The organism is Burkholderia pseudomultivorans (genome assembly GCF_902499075.1).
Taxonomy (GTDB): domain Bacteria; phylum Pseudomonadota; class Gammaproteobacteria; order Burkholderiales; family Burkholderiaceae; genus Burkholderia; species Burkholderia pseudomultivorans.
On sequence record NZ_CABVPP010000087.1, the window covers coordinates 1 to 19939 of the forward strand.

At 67.5% G+C, this 19939-nt stretch carries 24 protein-coding genes and 1 tRNA gene; 8 read left to right on the top strand and 17 right to left on the bottom strand.

The features are described 5' to 3' along the window. The 3 genes from BST28156_RS32435 to BST28156_RS32445 all read left to right on the top strand — a co-directional run. The coding region (locus BST28156_RS32435; RefSeq protein ID WP_174904383.1) for a hypothetical protein at positions 1–102 on the top strand (102 nt) is incomplete at its 5' end. Positions 103–191: 89 nt separating this feature from the next. After that, positions 192–1439, top strand: coding sequence for a 3-(3-hydroxy-phenyl)propionate transporter MhpT (gene mhpT / locus BST28156_RS32440; protein WP_060245660.1), 1248 nt, complete (start codon positions 192–194; stop codon positions 1437–1439). Between the two features lie 72 nt (positions 1440–1511). Beyond that, positions 1512–2387 carry an alpha/beta fold hydrolase gene (locus tag BST28156_RS32445; RefSeq protein WP_059517048.1) on the top strand — a complete coding sequence of 292 codons (876 nt, stop codon included), beginning with the start codon at positions 1512–1514 and terminating at the stop codon, positions 2385–2387. 123 nt (positions 2388–2510) lie between these two features. Here BST28156_RS32445 and BST28156_RS32450 read toward each other — a convergent pair. Then, positions 2511–2595 (bottom strand) — tRNA-Leu (locus tag BST28156_RS32450). Positions 2596–2728: 133 nt separating this feature from the next. Between BST28156_RS32450 and BST28156_RS32455 the strand changes: the two genes are divergently transcribed. Then, positions 2729–4054 (top strand): leucine-rich repeat-containing protein kinase family protein, encoded by a 1326-nt coding sequence (locus tag BST28156_RS32455; protein ID WP_174904384.1) that lies wholly within the window; start codon positions 2729–2731, stop codon positions 4052–4054. A 109-nt stretch (positions 4055–4163) separates the two neighbouring features. Here the strand turns inward: BST28156_RS32455 and BST28156_RS32460 are convergent, their stop codons facing one another. The 8 genes from BST28156_RS32460 to BST28156_RS32495 all read right to left on the bottom strand — a co-directional run bounded on the left by BST28156_RS32460 (position 4164) and on the right by BST28156_RS32495 (position 9582). Next, positions 4164–4337, bottom strand: coding sequence for a hypothetical protein (locus BST28156_RS32460; RefSeq protein WP_174904385.1), 174 nt, complete (start codon positions 4335–4337; stop codon positions 4164–4166). Between the two features lie 31 nt (positions 4338–4368). Continuing rightward, positions 4369–4815 (bottom strand): copper chaperone PCu(A)C, encoded by a 447-nt coding sequence (locus tag BST28156_RS32465; RefSeq protein ID WP_174904386.1) that lies wholly within the window; start codon positions 4813–4815, stop codon positions 4369–4371. Between the two features lie 40 nt (positions 4816–4855). Next, on the bottom strand, positions 4856–5221 hold the full coding sequence (gene copC, locus BST28156_RS32470) for a copper homeostasis periplasmic binding protein CopC (protein WP_174904387.1): 366 nt from the start codon (positions 5219–5221) through the stop codon (positions 4856–4858). Then, entirely contained in the window at positions 5218–6150 is a 933-nt protein-coding gene (locus BST28156_RS32475) for a hypothetical protein (RefSeq protein WP_174904388.1), read from the bottom strand. Before BST28156_RS32475 ends, copC begins: the two co-directional genes overlap by 4 nt. 90 nt (positions 6151–6240) lie before the next feature. Continuing rightward, complete coding sequence (locus BST28156_RS32480) at positions 6241–6618, bottom strand: DUF2946 domain-containing protein (RefSeq protein WP_174904389.1); 378 nt, start codon at positions 6616–6618, stop codon at positions 6241–6243. Between the two features lie 131 nt (positions 6619–6749). Then, positions 6750–7244 carry an SRPBCC family protein gene (locus BST28156_RS32485; protein ID WP_009692772.1) on the bottom strand — a complete coding sequence of 165 codons (495 nt, stop codon included), beginning with the start codon at positions 7242–7244 and terminating at the stop codon, positions 6750–6752. Between the two features lie 63 nt (positions 7245–7307). Further along, complete coding sequence (locus tag BST28156_RS32490) at positions 7308–7610, bottom strand: 2Fe-2S iron-sulfur cluster-binding protein (RefSeq protein WP_009692771.1); 303 nt, start codon at positions 7608–7610, stop codon at positions 7308–7310. Positions 7611–7692: 82 nt separating this feature from the next. Next, positions 7693–9582: a sigma-54-dependent Fis family transcriptional regulator gene (locus tag BST28156_RS32495; RefSeq protein WP_174904390.1), complete on the bottom strand. Its 1890-nt coding sequence runs from the start codon at positions 9580–9582 to the stop codon at positions 7693–7695. A 340-nt stretch (positions 9583–9922) separates the two neighbouring features. Between BST28156_RS32495 and BST28156_RS32500 the strand changes: the two genes are divergently transcribed. After that, positions 9923–10114 (top strand): DUF2964 family protein, encoded by a 192-nt coding sequence (locus tag BST28156_RS32500; RefSeq protein WP_040132061.1) that lies wholly within the window; start codon positions 9923–9925, stop codon positions 10112–10114. A gap of 244 nt (positions 10115–10358) precedes the next feature. Continuing rightward, positions 10359–10646: a DUF1488 family protein gene (locus tag BST28156_RS32505; RefSeq protein WP_009695840.1), complete on the top strand. Its 288-nt coding sequence runs from the start codon at positions 10359–10361 to the stop codon at positions 10644–10646. 141 nt (positions 10647–10787) lie between these two features. Here the strand turns inward: BST28156_RS32505 and BST28156_RS32510 are convergent, their stop codons facing one another. Next, a complete protein-coding gene (locus BST28156_RS32510) occupies positions 10788–12089 on the bottom strand; it encodes an NCS2 family permease (protein ID WP_174904392.1) in 1302 nt (433 codons plus the stop codon). Between the two features lie 708 nt (positions 12090–12797). Between BST28156_RS32510 and BST28156_RS32515 the strand changes: the two genes are divergently transcribed. Next, positions 12798–13076, top strand: a complete 279-nt coding sequence (locus tag BST28156_RS32515; RefSeq protein ID WP_009695842.1) for a hypothetical protein — start codon at positions 12798–12800, stop codon at positions 13074–13076. Positions 13077–13241: 165 nt separating this feature from the next. Here BST28156_RS32515 and BST28156_RS32520 read toward each other — a convergent pair whose 3' ends face one another. The 5 genes from BST28156_RS32520 to BST28156_RS32540 form a co-directional block, all read right to left on the bottom strand. Further along, positions 13242–13616, bottom strand: a complete 375-nt coding sequence (locus BST28156_RS32520; protein ID WP_174904393.1) for a DUF2917 domain-containing protein — start codon at positions 13614–13616, stop codon at positions 13242–13244. A 251-nt stretch (positions 13617–13867) separates the two neighbouring features. Continuing rightward, positions 13868–14155 carry a hypothetical protein gene (locus tag BST28156_RS32525; protein WP_009695844.1) on the bottom strand — a complete coding sequence of 96 codons (288 nt, stop codon included), beginning with the start codon at positions 14153–14155 and terminating at the stop codon, positions 13868–13870. A gap of 69 nt (positions 14156–14224) precedes the next feature. Then, the gene (locus tag BST28156_RS32530; RefSeq protein WP_174904394.1) at positions 14225–15130 is read right to left on the bottom strand and encodes a metal-dependent hydrolase; all 906 of its coding nucleotides are present in this window, start codon (positions 15128–15130) and stop codon (positions 14225–14227) included. 30 nt (positions 15131–15160) lie between these two features. Further along, the gene (locus BST28156_RS32535; RefSeq protein ID WP_174904395.1) at positions 15161–16948 is read right to left on the bottom strand and encodes an SDR family oxidoreductase; all 1788 of its coding nucleotides are present in this window, start codon (positions 16946–16948) and stop codon (positions 15161–15163) included. Positions 16949–16992: 44 nt separating this feature from the next. Further along, the gene (locus tag BST28156_RS32540; protein WP_174904396.1) at positions 16993–17889 is read right to left on the bottom strand and encodes a M24 family metallopeptidase; all 897 of its coding nucleotides are present in this window, start codon (positions 17887–17889) and stop codon (positions 16993–16995) included. 443 nt (positions 17890–18332) lie between these two features. On the opposite strand from BST28156_RS32540, the gene BST28156_RS32545 reads away from it, so the two are divergent. Continuing rightward, the gene (locus BST28156_RS32545) at positions 18333–18563 is read left to right on the top strand and encodes a hypothetical protein (RefSeq protein WP_174904397.1); all 231 of its coding nucleotides are present in this window, start codon (positions 18333–18335) and stop codon (positions 18561–18563) included. Between the two features lie 423 nt (positions 18564–18986). Here BST28156_RS32545 and BST28156_RS32550 read toward each other — a convergent pair whose 3' ends face one another. After that, the gene (locus BST28156_RS32550) at positions 18987–19760 is read right to left on the bottom strand and encodes a slipin family protein (RefSeq protein WP_060245646.1); all 774 of its coding nucleotides are present in this window, start codon (positions 19758–19760) and stop codon (positions 18987–18989) included. Continuing rightward, positions 19757–19939: NfeD family protein (locus tag BST28156_RS35145; RefSeq protein WP_367651240.1), on the bottom strand; the 183-nt coding region annotated here is incomplete at its 5' end. The genes BST28156_RS35145 and BST28156_RS32550, both read right to left, overlap by 4 nt.

Sequence of the window (19939 nt, forward strand, 5' to 3'; positions counted from 1 at the left end):
GACATTCTCGTCGAGCTGGGCAGGCGCCGGATGGTCGGCGGGCAGGAGGACATGATCGTCGACGTTGCGCTCGATCTGAAGAAGCGCGGCCAGGCCGCATAAGAACGGACCGCAGGGCCGCGCACGACGCGGTCCGATCCATGACAGCCGCCGACAAGAGCGGCCTGCATATCGATCATTGGAGACTTTGGATGAATACGTCACGAAAGGAAGGCGGCACCGCGCGAAACGGGCACGCAACGATCGCGCTGTGTCTGGCGATCGCATTGCTCGAAGGGCTGGACCTGCAATCGGCCGGCGTGGCCGGTCCGCGCATGGCGAAGGAGTTCTCGCTCGCCGTCGCGCAGATGGGCTGGGCATTCAGCGCGGGCGCGATCGGCCTGCTGCCGGGCGCCGCGTTCGGCGGCCGGCTCGCCGATCGCTTCGGTCGCAAGCGCGTGCTGATGTGGTCGGTCGCGATGTTCGGCCTGTTCTCGCTCGCGACCACGCAGGTCTGGAGTTTCGAGAGCCTGCTCGTCGCGCGGCTGATGACGGGTTTCGGGCTGGGTGCCGCGATGCCGAACCTGATCGCGCTGTGCTCGGAAGCGGCCGGCCCGCAGCAGCGCAGCACCGCGGTCGGCGCGATGTACTGCGGGATGCCGTTCGGCGCGGCGATTGCCGCGGTGATCGGCATCGCGAGCGCGGGCGATGCGAGCTGGCGCCATGTGTTCTATGTCGGCGGATTCGGGCCGCTCGTGATGGTGCCGCTGCTCGGCTTGTTCCTGCACGAATCGCAGCAGTTCGTGGCGACGCGATCGAGCGCGGCCGGCCGCGCTGCCGGCCTGCCCGGCGTGAGCGACGCGCTGTGGCGCTACGGCCGCGCGCGCACGACCGTCGCACTGTGGATCAGCTATCTCGGCACGCTGGTCGTGCTGTATTTCCTGATGAACTGGCTGCCGTCGATGGTGCTGTCGCGCGGGCTGACGCGCGTGCAGTCCAACGTCGTGCTGATGATGTTCAACATCGGCGGCGGAATCGGCGCGGTGACGATCGCGACGCTGATGGACCGCTTCGGGCGGCGCGGCACGGTGATCGGCATGTACGTCGGCGTAGGCGTCGCGCTGGCCACGCTCGCGAGCGCGGGCGGTGCGACGTCGATGGCGGTGGGCGGCCTGCTGTGCGGGCTGTTTCTGGTCGGCGGCCAGTCGGTGCTGTATGCGCTCGCCGGTCACGCGTATCCGACCGAAGTGCGCGGCACGGGCGTGGGCGCGGCTGTCGCGGTGGGGCGGCTCGGGTCGATTCTCGGGCCGCTGGTGGCAGGACAGCTGTTCGCGCTCGGTCAGAGCCCGTCGATGCTGGTGTCGGCCAGCATTCCGCTGGTCGTGATCGCCGCGGTGGCGGCGTTGAGGGTAGTGGGCGCGTTCACGCAGCAGCGCGCGGGCGAGCCGCAGCGCGTTTAGCGATTCGTGAGGGCCGCGCGCATGCGCGGTCCGCGATCGGGATCATTCATTTTTACGGAGAAGGACATCATCATGACTGCGACGACTGCACCGATCACGGAAGCGTCCACGAGCCGGTTTGCGCGCGTGAAGGACGGCGACCTCGAACTGCGGATCCACTACAACGACACGGGCGCCGGGCCGACCGGCGAAACGGTCGTGATGCTGCACGGCTCAGGCCCCGGCGCGAGCGGCTGGGCGAACTTCAACCGCAACGTCGAGCCGCTGGTCGCGGCCGGCTATCGCGTGATCCTGATGGACTGCCCGGGCTGGAGCAAGAGCGATCCGGTCGTCTGCACGTCGTCCCGCTCGGAACTCAACGGCCGCGTGCTGAAAGGGCTGCTCGACGAACTCGACATCGGGCGCGTGCATATTCTCGGCAACTCGATGGGCGGACACAGCGCGGTGGCGTTCGCGCTCGGCAACCCGGAGCGGGTCGGCAAGCTCGTGCTGATGGGCGGCGGAACGGGCGGCCCGAGCAGCTTCGCGCCGATGCCGACCGAAGGCATCAAGCTGTTGCAGGGCCTGTATCGCGAGCCGACGATCGAGAACCTGAAGCGGATGATGAACGTGTTCGTCTACGATGCGAGCGCGATCACGGACGAACTGATGAAGGCGCGCCTCGACAACATGCTCGCGCGGCGCGATCACCTCGAGAACTTCGTGAAGAGCCTCGCGGCGAATCCGAAGCAGTTCACCGACTACGGCCCGCGGCTAGGTGAAATCGCGGCGCCAACGCTCGTCATCTGGGGCCGCGACGACCGCTTCGTGCCGATGGATATCGGCCTGCGGCTGATCGCCGGGATGCAGAACGCGCAACTGCACGTGTTCAACCGCTGCGGACATTGGGCGCAGTGGGAGCATGCGGATGCGTTCAACCGGATGGTGATCGATTTCCTGCAGCACTGAGGGCGCGTCGCGGGTTGCCTGCTGCCCGGCGCTTGCGGACACGAAAAAACCCGCGCGGCCTGACGCCGACGCGGGTTTCTTTTTCCAGCCACGGACGTGTTCGCGACACGCCTGTATCGTTTCTGGTGCCGACGGCGAGACTCGAACTCGCACAGCTTTCGCCACTACCCCCTCAAGATAGCGTGTCTACCAATTTCACCACGTCGGCACGTCAAGGGGCGCAATTCTAGCGCCACATTGTGCGTTTGTGAAGAGGGCCGACGGATGCAGGCGCGCAAGCGATCCCGGTAAAATTCGTGCGATCGATCCGACGATCATCGCTACTGCCGCCCGCTTCCATCGTGAAAAACACCCTCGAACAACTGCAGTCCGGCCGCCTGACGGGCGCACGGCAGCTCAAGCTCGCCTGCGGGCTGACCGAATTCCCGCGCGAGATCTTCGACCTGGCCGATACGCTCGAAGTGCTCGACCTGACCGGCAACACGCTTGCGTCGCTGCCGGACGACCTGCCGAGGCTGCACCGTCTGCGCATCCTGTTCGCGTCCGGCAACCGTTTCACCGAGCTGCCCGCGGTGCTCGGCGCATGTTCGCAGCTGGACATGGTCGGCTTCAAGGCGAACCGGATCCGTACCGTGCCGCGCGACGCGCTGCCGCGTGCGCTGCGCTGGCTGATTCTCACCGACAACGAAATCGACGAACTGCCCGCCGAAATCGGCGATTGTTCGCGATTGCAGAAGCTGATGCTCGCGGGCAACCGTCTGCGTGTACTGCCCGCGGAAATGGCAGCATGCCGCGCGCTCGAACTCGTGCGCCTGTCCGCGAACCGGCTGGAGACGTTGCCGGACTGGCTGCTGCGCCTGCCGCGCCTCGCGTGGCTCGCGTATGCGGGCAATCCGTTCGGTGCGGCGCTGGAGGCCGAAGCGTCGACCGATCGGAGCGTCGCAGAGATCGACTGGAGCGAACTCGCCTGCGAGGAGAAGCTGGGTGAAGGCGCATCGGGCGTCATCTACCGCGCGCAATGGCACGCGGCAGGGCAGGCGCCGCGCGCGGTCGCGGTCAAGCTGTTCAAGGGTGCGGTCACGAGCGACGGCCTGCCCGATTGCGAAATGGCCGCATGCCTGCACGCCGGACGTCATCCGAACATGATCCCGGTGATCGGCCAGCTGCGCGGTCATCCGGACGGCGCACACGGCCTCGTGATGGAACTGGTCGATCCCGCGCTCGACACCCTCGCCGCGCCGCCGAGCTTCGCGACCTGCACGCGCGACGTATATGCGGCCGATGTGCGATTCGCACCGGCGACGGCATGGCGGATCGCGCACGGCATCGCGTCGGTCGCGCGTCATCTGCACGCGCGCGGCATCATGCACGGCGACCTGTACGCGCACAATATCCTGCACGACGGCGCGGGCGGCGCGTTGCTCGGCGATTTTGGCGCGGCGTCGGTCTACGACGTGAACGACCGCGTGCGCGCGGCGCGGCTCGAACGGCTGGAAGTCAGGGCCTTCGGTTATCTGCTCGACGAGTTGCTGGCGCGATGCGAGCCGCGTGCGTGGGAAGGTTCGGACGTACTCGATGCGCTTGCCGCCGCCTGTCTGAACGAAGAGATCGACGCGCGGCCGTCGTTCGACGAGATCGCGGCCGTGTTGGCCGCGTCGAAGGGGTGATGCTGGCGCCTGCCGCGCAGTCGGCAGGCGGCGGTCGGCAAGCGGCGCCGCGGTCGGGGCGAAGCTGCGCATGACGACGCGGCGGCGTGCTTCACCCCGACGCCCGGCGTCAACGTGCGTCGCGCATGCAGTATGCGGCGATCGCGGACGGCGAATCGATGGCGCCCGGCCGCGTCATCCACGCGATCCATCCCGCCCATAACCCGCAGGCAATCAGCACGGCGACGTTCAGCGGCGTCCGGTAGCGGACGATCAGGTCGGCCAGCGACAGTCGGTCTTTCATGGTGCCCCCATCGGTCGTTGCGGATGCGGCCTTACTGGCCGGTATACGAAGGCGACTTCGCGTCGCAGCTCACGGACACCGTCGAGCCGTCGGCGAAATGCAGCGCGAGCGGCACCTTCGCGCCCGGCGCGACGGGCTGGCGCGGTTCTTCCAGCATCACGTGATAGCTCTTCGGCTTGAACGTCAGCGTGCCGTGCGCGGGCACCTCGACCGAGTCGACGTGGACCATCTTCGCGGTGCTGCCGCTGGTCTGCGTCTCGTGCAGCATCGCCATCCCGAACGCGGGCGTGTCGACGCCGGTCAGTGCGACGGGCTTGTCGCCGTTGTTCTTCACCGTGAAATAGCCGGACGACGGCACCGTCGCCGGCATTGCGCGAATCCAGCACGCATCGGCCTGCACGGCCGGCACCGCGAACGTTGCCGTGGCGTGCAGCCCCAGCAGGGCAAGCATCAGGCCGGCGGAGAGCGATTTCTTCATCGTGGGTTGTCCTGGGTTGATTGAAAGGCGCGAGCGAGTGTCACTTCAGCGTGAACGTGTAGTGGCCTTGCGTGCGATGCCCGTCGCTGGCCACCGCGACCCACGCGACCGTATAGGTGCCGGCCGTCAGGTTCGACAGCGCGACGTGCATGCGCTTGCGGTTGCCGTCGTCGACGCTCGACTTGCCGTCGGCGACGGACTGGCCGTGGCTGTCGGTGACCGCGATCGAGCTGAACGCGGGTTCGAGCGCTTCGTCGAAATCGATCGTGACGGCGTGCGGCGCGCTGGTGAGCGTGGCGCCGGCGGCCGGCTGCTGCGTTTTCGGGAATGCGTGCGCGTGCGCGGCCTGCGCGACGATGAGGGTCAGTGCGGCGACGGCGCTGCGGAAAAGGGCGGAAGTTTTCATGGCTGGATGAGCGGTTTGCCGATCGAGTGGGGGAAGAGGTCGTCGAGATAGAGGTGGGCTTGCAGCAGCACGCCCGTATGGCGTCCTGACGCGCGATTGACGGGGATTTGCGCTTCGATGCCGAACTGACCCCAGCGGGTCATCCACAGCACGCCGGGATCGATCGTGCCGGTGGTCTGCCCCGAGCACGCGCCGCCGGTACAGGTATTCATCGGGAATTCGACGATCGGCACGAGGTTCGCGAACGGTGCGCCGAGGCCGAGGTTCTTCACCGACGATTGCAGGTACGGAATGCTGTACTGCACGGTCATGCCCCAGTCGAGCGAATCGGGCGCGGACGCGTTGGTCGTGAAGTTCGGCGACACGACGCCGGTAATCGCGAGCGGGCGCAGGTACGCGAGCGCGTCGGGCAGGTCGCCGAAGCCCTTGCCGAAGAACACGCCCGGCGAGATCGTCGAGAACGCGTCGCCGATCGCCTTCGAGCCGGTGCCGCCGAGGGTCGCGTTGACGCCGGCCGACAGCATGAACTCGTGCGCCGGGTTCACGTACGCGAGGTATTTCAGGCCGACGGTCAGGTTGTCTGCGCCTTTCGCCGAGCCGCCGTCCGGCGCGTTCTGCGTGACGTACGCGCTGCCGACGCTGAACGCGAGGTTCGACGTGATCAGCTTGTCCCATTCGAACGACGCGGTGTTGACGTTGGCGTCGCCGCCGTCGCCCGGCGTCTTGATGTGGCCGAACTGGAAGTCGATTTCATCGCCGACGCCGGGGTCGTCGATGGCCATCGTCGCAGGGAATACACGGTCGCCGGCAATCGCATGAGCGCGGGCGGCGGCGGGGAAACAGCAGCAGAGCGCCGCACCCGCGAGCAGCGCAGGAGCGGCGAGGCGCGCGCGCGGCAGGCCGCCGCGTGCAGCAATGGGGATCGTCATGATCGTCCTTCGAAACGTGTCGGTTCACGCACGCCGACGGCGTGCGCGGACAGCGCGATGCACGCCGGCATCACGCGCAATGGCGACGGTTCAGGACGGGAACGGCGGGGCGCGCGGCTGCGCGGCCGTGAGCGGCAGCGCGCGGCGCAGGCTTTCGAAGCGGGTCGCTTCGCGATGCTGGATCACGCGCACGGTCGCCGCGAACGTCAGTTCGGGCGTCGGCAGGGCGGGCGCATGCGTGAGGAGGCTGCAGTAGCCGCACGCCTGCAGATGCGCATGCAGGCTTTTCGACGATGCGTCGGCGGCGTCGCCCGCGGACGACGGCTGGACCGTGCAGTAGCTCGCGAGCAGCGCGTCCACGCGGCCCTGTGTCGTCAGCGCCTGCGAGATCGTCGGTGCGAGCGACGCCATCAGGATGGCGAACATCCCGATCAGGCTGCCGATCTTCCGGAGACGACGACTCAGCATGCGATGCGCAATGGCGAGAGGACGATGATGGAGCGGGATTATGCCATGTGCGCCGCGGCGCGGATATGTGAAGGTGCGCATGCCGGGGATGGTGCGCGGCGGCGTCCGTACATGCTCCGGTCGTCGTCGCGCTACGCGTGTTTCGTCAGATATTTGGCGATCAGCGTCATCTGCGCGGCCCAGCCCTGGTCGTTCATTTCGTATGCTTTCGCGCGGCGCGCGGCGGCCAGCTGGTCGAAGCCGGATTCGACGACCGTCAGCAGCGTGCCGTCCGGTCGGTCGGCGAGCGAGAACGTGACGAGCGTCATCGGCTCGGACGCGTAGTCGAAGTTCGGGTCGATCGCGAACGGATGCCAGCGAAACGCGAACAGTTGCTTCGGCTCGATGCGGTCGACGACGATTTCGAATACGGCGCCCGCATACGGCTCCTGCGCCTTCGCGACGTCCGCGTCGACGGTGGTCGGCGTGATGCGGCCGAACAGCGTCTGGCCGGCGACGAACGGGCCGTCGAACGTGACGCCGAACCAGCTGCCGAACTCCCCGGCATTGCTGACGGCTTCCCAGACGCGATCCCGCGGCGCGGCGAGCAGGACCTGTTTTTCGATGCGATCGGCTTGCTGTGTCATGACGTTCTCCATGCAGGGATCAGGCGGTTGCGGATCGCGGCGCGCGCATGGCGCGTGCGGACCCTAGTCGAGCATGACCGCGTCGGGCACGTCGAGCACGAGATCCGACGTCGCGACGGCCACGCACGGCAGCGTATAGCCGTCGGCCTTCTCGTCGCGGCTCAGGCCCGGCCATTCGATCGTGTAGCGTACGCTGCCGCTGACGATCCGGCAAAGGCAGGTGCGGCACGTGCCGTTGCGGCACGAGCGCGGCAGCGAGACGCGCGCGAACGCGGCGGCCTCGAGCAGCGTCAGCGAGTCGGGCGCGTCGAAGCGGATGCCGAGCGGCTCGATGCGCACGACGGGAGGGCGTTCGGAATCGGTCATGGGTGAACGGGCGATGAATCGGCGGCGATGCGCGAAGCATACCCGAAGCGGTCTGCGCCCGGCGGGCCGCCGGCGACGGCCGTCAGTGGCGGCGCAGGTGCCGGTAGACGGTATTGCGCGCGAGCCCGAGTTCCCGCGCGGCGGCCGACACGTTGCCGCCATGGCGCGCCAGCACCGCGTCGATGACCGCGGCCTGGTGGTCCTGCAGCGTTGCCGCTTCGCGCGTGTCGGGCGACGGCGTCGCGGCTGCCGGCGCGTCGTTGCAGTCGAGCCAGAAATCGTCAGGCAGATGTGCGAGCGTGATTTCGGGTTCGTCGTCGGCGAGCATGCCGGCCGTGCGCAGCACGTTGGTCATTTGCCGTAGATTGCCGGGCCAGCGGTGGCGCGCGAACGCGTCGAGCACGGCCGGCGCGATCCGGCGCGGCATCGGTTCGCTGCGCGCGAGCCGCGCGAGGATCCGTTCGACGAGCGCGGGCAGGTCGGTGCGCGCGGCCAGCGGCGGCAGCGTGACCGCGAGGCCGTTGATCCGGTAGAACAGGTCTTCGCGGAACGTGCCTGCCGCGATCATCGCGCGCAGGTCGCGGTGCGTCGCGCAGACGACGCGCACGTCGACCGGCACCGCGCGTGCGCCGCCGAGCGGCATCACCGCGCGCTCCTGCAGCACGCGCATCAGCCGGACCTGCTGGGCGAGCGGCATGTCGCCGATTTCGTCGAGAAACAGCGTGCCGCCGTCGGCCTGCGCGATCTTGCCGGGGCTGCCGCGCTTGCGCGCGCCGGTGAACGCGCCGTCTTCGTAACCGAACAGTTCGGCCTCGATCAGCGAGTCGGGCAGCGCCGCGCAGTTGACCGCGACGAACGGACCGTCCGCGCGCGGCGACGCGTGATGCAGCGCACGCGCGAGCCATTCCTTGCCGGTGCCGGTCTGGCCGAGGATCAGCAGCGGCAGGTCGCGCCCGCGAATCTTCGCGACGCGTTCGAGCACCGCGGCCATGCGCGCGTCGCCGCTGTCGAGCGTCGCGAACGTGATCGCGTCGGGGTCCGGTGCGCGCATGCGTGCGGCGGGCGCGGGCGGCGCGACGGTGACGGCCGTCTTGTGCGCCTCCGCGAATTCGCAGCGCGCGAGCACGCGCACGCCGGTCGACAGCGTGAGCCGGAACGTCGCGCCCGGCGCGCGGGCAGCCTGCTGTGCGAGTTCGCCGAAACGCATCCCGAACAGCGCGTCGCAGCCCTGATGCTGCAATGCATCGAACGGCGCACCGAGCTGGAACTGTGCGCTGCGGTTCGCGGCGATCAGTCCGCCGTCCGGGCCGAATGCGACGAGCCCGGCGAACAGCGAGTCGACGCATTCCTCGTGCGCGTGAAAGCGCAGGCGCAGCGCTTCCGCGCACTGGTTCGCGAACAGGTGGTTTTCGATCAGCTGTGCCGACATCCTGACGAGCGCGAGCGTATGCGGGCTGAAGCCGCGCGGATCGCCGCTGACGTCGAGCGCGCCGAGCGTGCGGCCGAACGGATCGACGATCGGCGCGCATGAACAGGTGAGGATGTGATTCGCGCGCAGGAAGTGTTCCGGGCCGTGCACGGCGATCGCCTGTCCCGACGCGAGCGCGGTGCCGATCGCGTTGGTGCCGCGCGCGCGTTCGGCCCACGACACGCCGGTGCACAGCGCGACGCGGTTGGCTTTCTCGATGAAGTCGGCGTCGCCGATGCTGTGCAGGATCACGCCGGCGGAGTCGGTCAGCAGGACGAGGCTTTGCGTATCGGCGATCTGCGCGTGCAGGTTTTCCATCACCGGGCGGGCGTGCGCGAACAGCGCGTGATTCGTGTCGAGCAGTTCGCGCAGCGCGATGTGCGACAGCGGCGAGAAATCGGGGCGCTCGTCCGCGCGCAGGCCGACCGCGGTCGAACGGACATGCGCCTGCGCGAGCAGGTCGATGCGGCCCGACGTGGCGGGCAGCACGGAAGATTGAGGCATCGGTTGTCTCCTGTCGGCCGCCGTTGGCGCTTCAGCGCCTACGGCGGCCCCATGCACCGCGGTCGGTCGCAGTTGGCGCTTCAGCGCTTGCTGTGGCCCCATGCGCCGCGATCGGCTGCGTGCCGCGATCATCGCCCGGTCATCCCCCGCCACTCCATGCGGCGCGCCGGTCATTCGAGTATCCGTCATCATACAAGCGCCGCGTGCGATGCGCGACCACGGGCAAATTCTCCTTGCTTTTAAGCGCCTACCTGCAATGATGGAAATGGAGCACGCACGCGCCGTGCTCCGCACTGCAACATGCATGCGACGCGACATGCATCCGTTCGGGAGAGCCATCATGGTTCGGACGGAACTGAGAGTCGTGCTGGCGGCCATCGCCACCTTCATCATGCTGGGCGGCATCGCCGTGGCGATCCACGGGCTGCTGTTCGATCTGACCGATGCGGTGCGATACGGGGCGGCCGCGATCGCAACCGGCGCCACGACCGCCGCGATCGCACTCAACGTCTGGCCCACCGACCCGCATTGATGCGCGTCGGGAAAACGGTGCCGGATGCCGCGCGGATCACGCTTTGATCCGCGTCGGGGCGACGTACACCGAAATTTTGTCTCCTGCGTGAAACCGTCTAAAGTGGAATGCAACCGGCATGCATTGTCCACGCCAATCCCCGTGGTCGATGCCTCCGCCGGCGAGCCCGCGTCATTCTCGTCCGGCCGGTGGCGGACGACGGACGCGGTCATTCGTTTTCTACCGGACGATTGAGGCGGCTCCCATGCAGATCCATTTCACGAACGATGCGCCCGAATATTCGGGGCGCGACCTGATGCTTGCGTTTACGGCGTTGGTCAATGGCGAGCGCGTCCAATGTCAGATCACGGCCGAGGCGCTGGAAGATCATTTCGGTGCGGCGTCGCCGCGCTTCGAGGACATGGTCGGTGCGTTCGACCAGCACCGCGACCGCATCGAGGCGGCCGCGCGGCGGCTGTTGTCGGAAACGCGCGCGCAATGCGTGACGCTGCGCAGCGGCTACGTGCGCTTCTACGAGGCGAACTGGCGCTGACCGGTCGAGCGGTCGGTGACGGAACGGGCGCCGTATGCCGGCGCCCGTGTCGTATCGGCCGTCCGCCGCGATGTCCGCGAAACGACAAACGCCACCCGAAGGTGGCGTTTGCTTATCGTGCGTCGCGCGGTGGCGCGTCGGTCATTCGCTGCCGAGATAGAAAAAGCGGAACAGGAACACGGCCGCGATGATCCACACGATCGGCTTGACCTTGCCGCCTTGGCCGGTCAGCAGTTTCAGGCCGCCGTATGCGATGAAGCCGAACGCGACGCCGTTCGCGATCGAGTACGTGAACGGCATCAGCAGCGCGGTCAGCGCGGCCGGCACGGCTTCGGTCGCGTCGTCCCACGGCACGTCGACCATTTCGCGCAGCATCAGGCACGACACGTACAGCAGCGCCGGTGCGGTCGCATAGGCGGGCACCACGCCCGCGAGCGGCGCGATGAACAGGCATGCGAGGAACAGCACCGCGACGGTGATCGCGGTCACGCCCGTGCGGCCGCCGGCCTGCACGCCCGACGCGCTCTCGATATACGCCGTGGTCGACGACGTGCCGAGCACCGAGCCCGCGACGATCGCGGTGCTGTCGGCGAGCAGCGCCTTGTTCAGGCGGTTCATCTTGCCTTCGACGAGCAGGCCCGCGCGGTTCGCGACGCCCATCAGCGTGCCGGTCGCATCGAACAGCTCGACGAGGAAGAACACCAGGATCACGTTGATGATGCCGGTCGACAGCGCGGCGCCGATGTCGAGCTTGAACAGCGTCGCGTCGATCGACGGCGGCGCGGAGAACACGCCGTGGAACTGGTTGTCGCCGAAGAAGAACGACAGGATCGTCACGCCGATGATGCCGATCAGGATCGCGCCGCGCACGCGCAGGTGGTCGAGCGTGACGATCGTGAAGAAGCCGACGATCGCGAGGATCGTGTCGTGCTTGTGCAGGTCGCCGAGCGTGACGAGCGTCGCCGGGTTGCCGACGATCACGCCCGACGTCTTCAGCGAGATGATGCCGAGGAACAGGCCGATGCCCGCGGTAATCGAGATGCGCAGCGATTTCGGAATGCCGTTGACGATCGCTTCGCGCACGCGGAACAGCGTGACGATCAGGAACAGGCAGCCGGAGATGAACACCGCGCCGAGCGCGGCCTGCCACGTGAAGCCCATCCCCTTGACGACGGTGTACGCGAAATACGCGTTCAGGCCCATGCCGGGCGCGCACGCGATCGGGTAGTTCGCGTACAGCCCCATGATGATCGATGCCAGCGCTGCGACGAGGCAGGTCGCGACGAACACGGATTCCTTCGGCATGCCGGCGTCGCCGAGGATCGCGGGGTTGACGAAGATGATGTAGGCCATCGTCAGGAACGTGGTGACGCCCGCGAGTATTTCGGTGCGGAAGTCGGTGCCGGCTTCAGCGAAGCCGAAATACCGCTTGATGGATTCCATGAAGGCGTTTCTCCGGTCGGGTTGTCGTGTTGCTTGTTGTGCCGAATTGTTGTACGGGCAGCGTGCGGCCGGCTAACTGTAACCAGCCACTATTGCCCGGCTATCGGCGGATTGTAATAGCGCGGATAGCTCCGACGATATAGTTGCGGGGCATGATCGCGATCTTTGTGCGGAACGGGCGGGCGGTCGACGGCAGGATGGCCGGCCAGCCGCGCGAAGACGGCGCGCATTTTACCGGTTCGGCGGCTGCGGGCAGGAGAAACGGGACGACGGCGCGCGCGAAGGCGGCCGATGCGTGCGCAACGGCGCTGCAGCGGCAGGGTCGTTGCGATGACATGCGACTGAAACGGAGCGCCCGCATGCTGTCCGGACGGCGGGCATGCGTCGGCCATTCGTCAGTCCAGGCCGGTGCGGACATCGGGCTATCCTGCGCCGATGCCGTCCCGTCCGCAACTGTCATTTCGCGATGCGGGCTCAACTGTGGTTTTCTGTGTAAAAGATTGCAAGACCCCATCGCGTAAACCGGCAAGTCTTTCTAGGATAGAGAAACCGCGTACACACGCCCGTGCCGGTTGCTGTCGGCGCGGGGGAGCGGCAGCACGTGTGGGCCAGGGCGGTGAAGCGCGGTGACGGCCGTTGTGCGGTTCGGGCAGACACGGCCGGTTGCGATTGCCCGATGCGGGTTCGTCCGCCATCACGGAGGTCAGCATGTTGAACTGGATCAGCCGTTGGGCCATGCGGCACGCCCCCACGCCGGAAAAAACCGCTGCGTCGATGCTCGTGACGGCGCGCATGGAACTGTTCGCAGCCGAGCAGCGCGTCATCGACGCGAAATTACAGGCGGATTACTGGCGCACGCGTGTGTCGTTCCTCGAGGAAGTGCAGAAGCAGGGCATCGATCCCTGGGTGACCTCGCAGGCGACGCAAAGGCCCGAGCTCGATTCGACTCCACGCAGTACGGGCCCGCGTCTCGCCGCCAGCACCTGAGCCACCGCATCCGATGCAGCCGGTGGCCGCGCACGGCGCGCGATCGCTCGCGGCATGCACCGGCATGCCGCGTCATTCGATGCGCACCTGCGGCGTGTTGCGCCGCAGGTGCGCCCGTTTCCGGTCGCGGCCGTTCCGCGTCCTGCGCGCGTGAGCGCGCGTCGATCATCCACTTCTTCGCCATCGTCCGACGAGCAAGCGTTGCACTTGCGCGAGCGCGCGCCTGAAGCGCTCGCCGCGCTGCACGTACGCCGTCGTGATCGACGCTTCGGCCGATTGCCCGTTATCGGTGCCGAGCCAGATGCGCTCGCCGCGCGCGATGCGCAGCACGTCGCCGGGCTGCACCCAGAAATCGTCGACGCTCGGCGGCCGCGTGATCCACAGCGGCGCGCCGTGCGCGCGGATCTCCGCATCGCGCGGCGCGCGCCAGCTCAGCGTCGTGCGCGGCGCGACCGCGAAACGAATCACGACGGTCGGTAACGCGATCGCGCCCGCGCGGCGCGGATCGGGACGAACAAACAGCGGGCTTGCCTGGTCCATCGTCTTGCTCCATTCGTTGACCGGACGGATGACGCGCACCAGAACAAAAAGGCCTCATCCGTTTCCGGTGAGGCCTTGTGTGACATGCGGTACTGCTCGGTTGCTAGCGCACAAGCTCCTCCCGTGACGCACCCATATGGGCGTTCACCGGGGCATTAATCGCGATGGCGATGAGCTTGAACGTAGGCATGCGAACGAGTTTGTCGCCGCCGCGCGGCGTTGTCAACGACTATTTTCGAGACAGGGGCGGGTTACGCGTCGCGCTGCGCGAGCGCGTTCACGAGCAGTTCGGACAGCAGGCCCGTCATCCCGTTCGGGTGCGTCGCCGCGCGCGCCTTCAACTGCTCGACGAGCTCGGCGTTCAGCTTGCACGCGAACGGCACGAGCCCCTGTTCCTGGTCGAGCTTGCGCTGCGCGCGGCGATCGAGCGCCGCCGCTGCCTCGACGCCCTTGCCGAAACGCGCGGAGCTGGACTGCTTCATCGCGTGCGTCAGCTTGAGCGCCTTGTTCTTTTCGAGATCGGTTTTCTTCATGGCCATCGCGGCACCTCCGGGAAATGAAGCCGCGATTGTACGCATTTCGGCGGGCGCTGCCCGCCGCGTGCGTCGTCATGCGCCTTTCGTGGTGCCCCAGTTGCCGCCGTGCGCGGCCGTCTGCGCGGCCGGCGAGCGCGCCAGATAGGCGAGCGCCTGCTCGGTCGAACCTTCGTGGTGCGGCGTATAGCTCGGCTTGAAGTAGCGCAGCGCGGCGCCGATCACCTTCCAGAACGACGGCAGATGGCCGCGCCGCGAACCCTGCCGCCACGCCAGCGCGAAGCCCGGATAGCGGCCCGCGCCCGGGTCGAGCCGGTACATGTATTTCGCGCCCGTCGTGATGTAGTAGAGCAGCAGCACGATCACGAACGCCATGTGCACGCAGCGCTCCGGATACGAGCCGCCCATGTGCCGGTAGATGTCGAACGCGACGGTGCGGTGCTCGACTTCCTCCGCGCCGTGCCAGCGCAGCAGGTCGACCATCGTCGGGTCGGCCTTGCCTTCGTCGAGGCCGTGCGCGTTGAGCACCCAGTTGCCGAGATAGCCGAAGAAATGCTCGAGCGATGCGATCACCGCGAGCTGCTGGCGCAGCCAGAAACGCGTATGGCCGATCTTCAGTCCGAGCGGCTGTTCGCCGAGCACGCGCGTAAACAGCCGGTTGAGCTTCTGCGTGAACGGCTTCGTGTCGATGCCGTGCCGGTCGTAGTAGTGCTTGAGCACGCCGCCGTGCGAGCGCGAATGCACGGCCTCCTGGCGCAGGAAACCCTCGGCCTCGTCGCGCAGGCGCGCATCGGTGATCAGCGGCAGCGCCTTGTTGTACACGCGGCAGAACCACAGTTCGCCTTCCGGGAACAACAGGTTCAGCGTGTTGATGATGTGCGTGCTGCCCGGATCGTTCGGCACCCAGGTGATCGGCGTATCGCTGAAGTCGAACTTCACGTGCCGGGCCTTGATCTTGTGGTATTCGGCGGTATCGGTCATCGGTGTCTCCCTGTGCGGCGCCGGGCGCCGTCAATGCGATGCCATGCCGACGCGGGCGATCATGCGCCCGAGCCATGGCATGAAGCGGCCGACGAAGCGCAGCGCGTGCGCCTCGCCGCCGACCGCGACGACGGGGCGGTTGCGCAGCACGCCGTCGACCATCGCCTGCGCGACGGTTTCGGGCTTCAGGCCGCGCATCTGGTACAGCTTCGTCGCGCGCTTGCGCAGGCGCGCTTCGTCCTGCGCGTTGGCACCCGCGTATTGCGTCGACGCCATGATTCCGGTCTCCGCGAAACCCGGGCACACGGCCGTCACGCCGATGCCTTGCTCCGCGAGTTCCGCACGCATGCATTCGCTGAGCATCAGCACCGCGGCCTTCGTCGTCGCATACGCGGGCAGGTCGCGCGACGGCCCGAACGCGGCGGCCGACGCGGTGTTGACGATGTGGCCGCCGGTGCCGCGCGCGGCCATCTGCTGCGCGAACAGCCGCGAGCCGTGGATCACGCCCCACAGGTTCACGTGCAGGATGCGCTCCCAGTGCCGCGTGCTCGTGTCGAGGATGCCGCCGGCCATGCCGATGCCCGCGTTGTTGATCACGACGTCGGCGCCGCCGAGTGCGCTGCCGACCCAGGTCGCGAGCGCTTCCATCTCGTCGGCGGAGCCGACGTCGACGCGCTTCGCATGCGCCTGCGCGCCGATCAACCCGATCAGCAGCGCGGTGCGTTCGGCGCTCGCCAGATCGATGTCGACCGCGACGACGGTCGCGCCTTCGCGCGCGAACGCGAGCGCCGCGCAGCGGCCGATGCCGCTGCCCGCACCGGTGACGACCGCGACCTTGCCGCTGAAGCGGCCGCTCGTCGCGCGGCGGCGCGCGTTCGCGAGCGCGGGCGGCTCGTCGCCCGATTCGACCGCGTCGATCAGTTGTTCGGCGAGGCCGGCGAAGCGCGCGGGATCGGCGAGCGGCAGCCAGTGGCCGGCCGCGACCTCGCGGCGGTAATACTGCGGCACCCAGCGCGACAGGTTCTCGGACAGCGCGGGGCTCACGTATTTGTCGCCGAGCGGCACGATCGTCTGCACCGGCGCATGCGCGTAGCGTTCGCGCGGCGTGAACAGGCAGCGGATGAAGTTCGCGCGATAGAGGCGCACGCCGCGCGCGCCGTCGTCGGCCTGCGTCGCGCGCGGCACGACGGGCGTCTTCTCGATCCGGCGCAGCAGGCGCGGCCACGCGCGGCCGAGCCACAGCCGCCAGCCGAGTTCGGGAATGAACGGCAGGTGGAACAGGTACACGTACCACGACCGTACGAGCTGGCCGCCGAGCTTGCCGAGCGACGCGGGCGACGGATGCAGCAGGCGTTCGCGCAGCCAGAAGCCGACGTGGTCGAGGCACGGCCCCGAGCACGACGTGTACGACGCGATGCGGCCGGCGAGCCGCGGCTCGGTGACGAATTCCCAGCCCTGGATCGAGCCCCAGTCGTGCGCGATCAGGTGCACGGCGCGGCCGGGACAGAGCGCATCGATCACCGCGATGAAATCGTCGGTCAGCTTCGCGAGCCGATAGTCGGCCGTGCGCTTCGGCGCGCCGGAGAGGCCGGCGCCGCGCACGTCGTACGCGATCACGTAATGCTTGCGCGCGAGCAGCGGCGCGACCTGCTGCCAGACGCTGCTGTCGTCGGGGTAGCCGTGCACCAGCACGACCGGCGAGCGGGCCGGATCGCCCCAGGTCCTGACCGCGAGCGTCAGGTCGCCGGAGGCGACGGCGGTTTCGTTGTGAAGCGATTCGAACAGGGCCAGCGGCGCTTCGTCGGAAAGAGGCTGCATCGTGAGTCCGTCGTCGGGAAGTCGGTCAGGGGGCGCGGTGCGCGTCAGGCGGCGGCCGGCACGGTCGCGACGGCCTGCGCGCGTTCGGCCAGCCGGCGCTGCCAGCGGCGCACGTGCGGCAGTTCGTCGTCGAGCCAGTACGCGTCGTCGTCGGTGATCACGAGCAGTTCCTCGAATTTCGCGCCGACGCCGGAAAAGCCGAGGTGCGGCTCGACGGCCCACAGGCCCGGCACGGGCGCGTGTTCGGAGCGGCGGTCGATCGACCACAGCGGCGACCAGCCTTGCTGCTTCGCCGCGCGGCCCTGATCGAGCAGCAGGTTGCGCGTCGCATTCAGTCCGAAGCGCGCGACGAAGCGCGGCTTCGACAGCTTGTGGATCTTCGCGACGCGATGCGCGAGCACCTTGAACGGGTACGCCTTGTGGCGCGGCTCGACGCCCTGGCGGCGGCACAGCGCGTCGACTTCCTGCGCGACCTCGGCCATCGGGCGGCGCGCCTTCACGAGCCGCACGATCATGTCGCGATGGTCCATCAAGTCGTCCTGCAGCTGCTCGAGGATCGGGTTCCTGCCGAGGCAGTGCGCGTAGCCGACGTCGGCGACGATGCCGTCGAGCACGGGCGCGACGTCGAGAATCACCGGCATGTCGGTTTCGAGCTGCCGGTTGCTGGGGAAGAACGCGAGATTGAAGCCGCCCATGTGCTTGAGGCCCGAGAAGCCTTCGAACGCGGTGCGGTCGCCGAACCAAGCGAACGGCTTGTGCAGCCAGTCGTGCACGCCGTGGTCCTGCAGCCATTCGGTCAGCAGGCGGGCCGCTTCCTTCTCGGTGATGCCGGGGTAGAGCATGCCGCCGACGGTTTCGACGCAGCGGTACGCGAGCTGCTGGACCGCGCGGAATTGCGGCAGCTCGTCGAGGTGGACTTCCGGCAGCGGATGATCGGACATGGGGCGTCTCCAGGGAATGCTGATCCGGAATGTGCGCCGGCGGCTTGCGTCGCCGGTTATTCAGTCAGCATTTAATGTGCCATTGATCGATGTAATAATCATAGACAGTTCCGCGCGGCGCGCCAGTCCCGAAGGGTGAGGATTTGTCCTAATGGAGGGGGGAAATGGAGGGGAAGCTCTAGAAGCGGGTCGCCATGACGCTGGCCAATTTCATGAAGCGCACGATAAGCCGATGACACTTTCCGATGGTTCCGGTGCGCTGCAAGGAACGCCTGCGATGTCATTTCTGCGGAATGCACAGGTTCCGCATAGCGCGAGTTGCCGAGCCAGTATCTCGACGTGACGCTGGACAATATTCAGAGCGATGCGCGCAAATGGGGTAAGGGCGCGCGCAAAGCGCTCGAACTGCTCGACGACAACCCATTCAGGAAACAGGATCCGGCATGACTCATCCGATTTTCGACTTGCTGACGAAGCTGGATGGCGCCCATCTAGCCTATGCACTCAGCCGCCATCGACCCGACTCGATCCTCGTTTCCGTGACGGTCGTCGGGCAACGTGTCGAGATCGACGTGTTCGACGACGGACACATGGAGGTGTCCCGATTCGTGGGTAACGAGGATATTGAAGGCGGAGCCGACTTGATCGACTCCATCGTGGCGTCAGCGAGATAGCTGCGAGGTGGACCCGGACACGACGGGCGGGAATAAAAAAAAGGACGCTTGCGCGTCCTTTGTCGTCTGAGGTGTTGCGCATCGTCGAGAGGCGTCCCCAGCGTTGTCATTGGCGATCCTAGCGAACTATCGTCGGGATGTCAAAATGCGTCGTGTTGCGTTCCATGGTGGCCGGCCTCGATCCGTTGCCATGCGGGCGTCAAATGCCAGTCGGTCGTGAAACCGAGATGCGTCGATGGGGCCACGTGCCCGCAACCCGCCAGAGCGGCTCGTAACGTTTCGCGCCATTCCTCTCCGTGTCTCGATGTATTCTCGATGTATACGTCCAACTCGCCGCGAGCGGCACCTTCCATACCATTCGGCCGATGCGGCAGGACATCCCGCGTTGGCCGATGCTTGCCGTCGCGTGGCGAACGCGGGGGACTACCCCTCGCGCTTCCCTCCCCACCGCTCCAGCAGCGCCCCCAGCAGATCGACCGGCAGCGGAAACACGATCGTCGAATTCTTGTCCGCCGCGATCGTCGTCAGCGTCTGCAGATAGCGCAGCTGCATCGCCTGCGGCTGCTGCGCGAGCCGTTGCGCGGCCTGCAGCAGTTTCTCCGACGCCTGCAGTTCGCCCTCCGCATGAATCACCTTCGCGCGCCGTTCGCGCTCGGCCTCGGCCTGCCGCGCGATCGCGCGGATCATCGTCTCGTTCAGGTCCACGTGCTTGATCTCGACCGTCGACACCTTGATCCCCCACGCATCGGTCTGCGCATCGAGCGTCTTCTGGATGTCCGCGTTCAACTGCTCGCGCTCGGCCAGCAGCGCATCGAGCTCGTGCTTGCCGAGGACCGCACGCAGCGTCGTCTGCGCGAGCTGGCTGGTCGCCTCGAAGAAGCGCGCGACCTGGATCACCGCCTTTTCCGGATCGACGACGCGGAAATACACGACCGCGTTGACCTTCACCGACACGTTGTCGCGCGTGATCACGTCCTGCGCGGGCACGTCGAACACGACGGTGCGCAGGTCGATCCGCACGACCTGCTGGACGATCGGGATGATCAGCACGAGCCCCGGCCCCTTCACTTTCCAGAAGCGGCCGAGCATGAACACGACGCCCCGCTCGTACTCGCGGAAGATGCGGATCGACGACGCGGCGAGCACCACGACGAAGACGATCAGGACGCTGCCGAAGCCGAACGTGTAACCGATCATGAAGGTTCTCCCTGGTGTTGGTGCGGTGCGGGTACGTCGTAGAGCGGCGCGACGGTGAGCATCAGTCCGTGGCGGCCGGTCACGCGCACGCGGCAGCCGGCGGCCAGCGGCATGCTGCTCGCGACGCGCCAGCGCTCGCCGTGCACGCGCGCCCAGCCCGCGGCAGACGGTGCGGCGCC

Coding starts and splice junctions, on each gene's coding strand:
- mhpT (WP_060245660.1), top strand. CDS start 192: ATGAATACGTCACGAAAGGAAGGCGGCACCGCGCGAAACGGGCACGCA.
- BST28156_RS32445 (WP_059517048.1), top strand. CDS start 1,512: ATGACTGCGACGACTGCACCGATCACGGAAGCGTCCACGAGCCGGTTT.
- BST28156_RS32460 (WP_174904385.1), bottom strand. CDS start 4,337: ATGAAAGACCGACTGTCGCTGGCCGACCTGATCGTCCGCTACCGGACG.
- BST28156_RS32465 (WP_174904386.1), bottom strand. CDS start 4,815: ATGAAGAAATCGCTCTCCGCCGGCCTGATGCTTGCCCTGCTGGGGCTG.
- copC (WP_174904387.1), bottom strand. CDS start 5,221: ATGAAAACTTCCGCCCTTTTCCGCAGCGCCGTCGCCGCACTGACCCTC.
- BST28156_RS32475 (WP_174904388.1), bottom strand. CDS start 6,150: ATGACGATCCCCATTGCTGCACGCGGCGGCCTGCCGCGCGCGCGCCTC.
- BST28156_RS32480 (WP_174904389.1), bottom strand. CDS start 6,618: ATGCTGAGTCGTCGTCTCCGGAAGATCGGCAGCCTGATCGGGATGTTC.
- BST28156_RS32485 (WP_009692772.1), bottom strand. CDS start 7,244: ATGACACAGCAAGCCGATCGCATCGAAAAACAGGTCCTGCTCGCCGCG.
- BST28156_RS32490 (WP_009692771.1), bottom strand. CDS start 7,610: ATGACCGATTCCGAACGCCCTCCCGTCGTGCGCATCGAGCCGCTCGGC.
- BST28156_RS32495 (WP_174904390.1), bottom strand. CDS start 9,582: ATGCCTCAATCTTCCGTGCTGCCCGCCACGTCGGGCCGCATCGACCTG.
- BST28156_RS32500 (WP_040132061.1), top strand. CDS start 9,923: ATGGTTCGGACGGAACTGAGAGTCGTGCTGGCGGCCATCGCCACCTTC.
- BST28156_RS32505 (WP_009695840.1), top strand. CDS start 10,359: ATGCAGATCCATTTCACGAACGATGCGCCCGAATATTCGGGGCGCGAC.
- BST28156_RS32510 (WP_174904392.1), bottom strand. CDS start 12,089: ATGGAATCCATCAAGCGGTATTTCGGCTTCGCTGAAGCCGGCACCGAC.
- BST28156_RS32515 (WP_009695842.1), top strand. CDS start 12,798: ATGTTGAACTGGATCAGCCGTTGGGCCATGCGGCACGCCCCCACGCCG.
- BST28156_RS32520 (WP_174904393.1), bottom strand. CDS start 13,616: ATGGACCAGGCAAGCCCGCTGTTTGTTCGTCCCGATCCGCGCCGCGCG.
- BST28156_RS32525 (WP_009695844.1), bottom strand. CDS start 14,155: ATGGCCATGAAGAAAACCGATCTCGAAAAGAACAAGGCGCTCAAGCTG.
- BST28156_RS32530 (WP_174904394.1), bottom strand. CDS start 15,130: ATGACCGATACCGCCGAATACCACAAGATCAAGGCCCGGCACGTGAAG.
- BST28156_RS32535 (WP_174904395.1), bottom strand. CDS start 16,948: ATGCAGCCTCTTTCCGACGAAGCGCCGCTGGCCCTGTTCGAATCGCTT.
- BST28156_RS32540 (WP_174904396.1), bottom strand. CDS start 17,889: ATGTCCGATCATCCGCTGCCGGAAGTCCACCTCGACGAGCTGCCGCAA.
- BST28156_RS32545 (WP_174904397.1), top strand. CDS start 18,333: ATGACTCATCCGATTTTCGACTTGCTGACGAAGCTGGATGGCGCCCAT.
- BST28156_RS32550 (WP_060245646.1), bottom strand. CDS start 19,760: ATGATCGGTTACACGTTCGGCTTCGGCAGCGTCCTGATCGTCTTCGTC.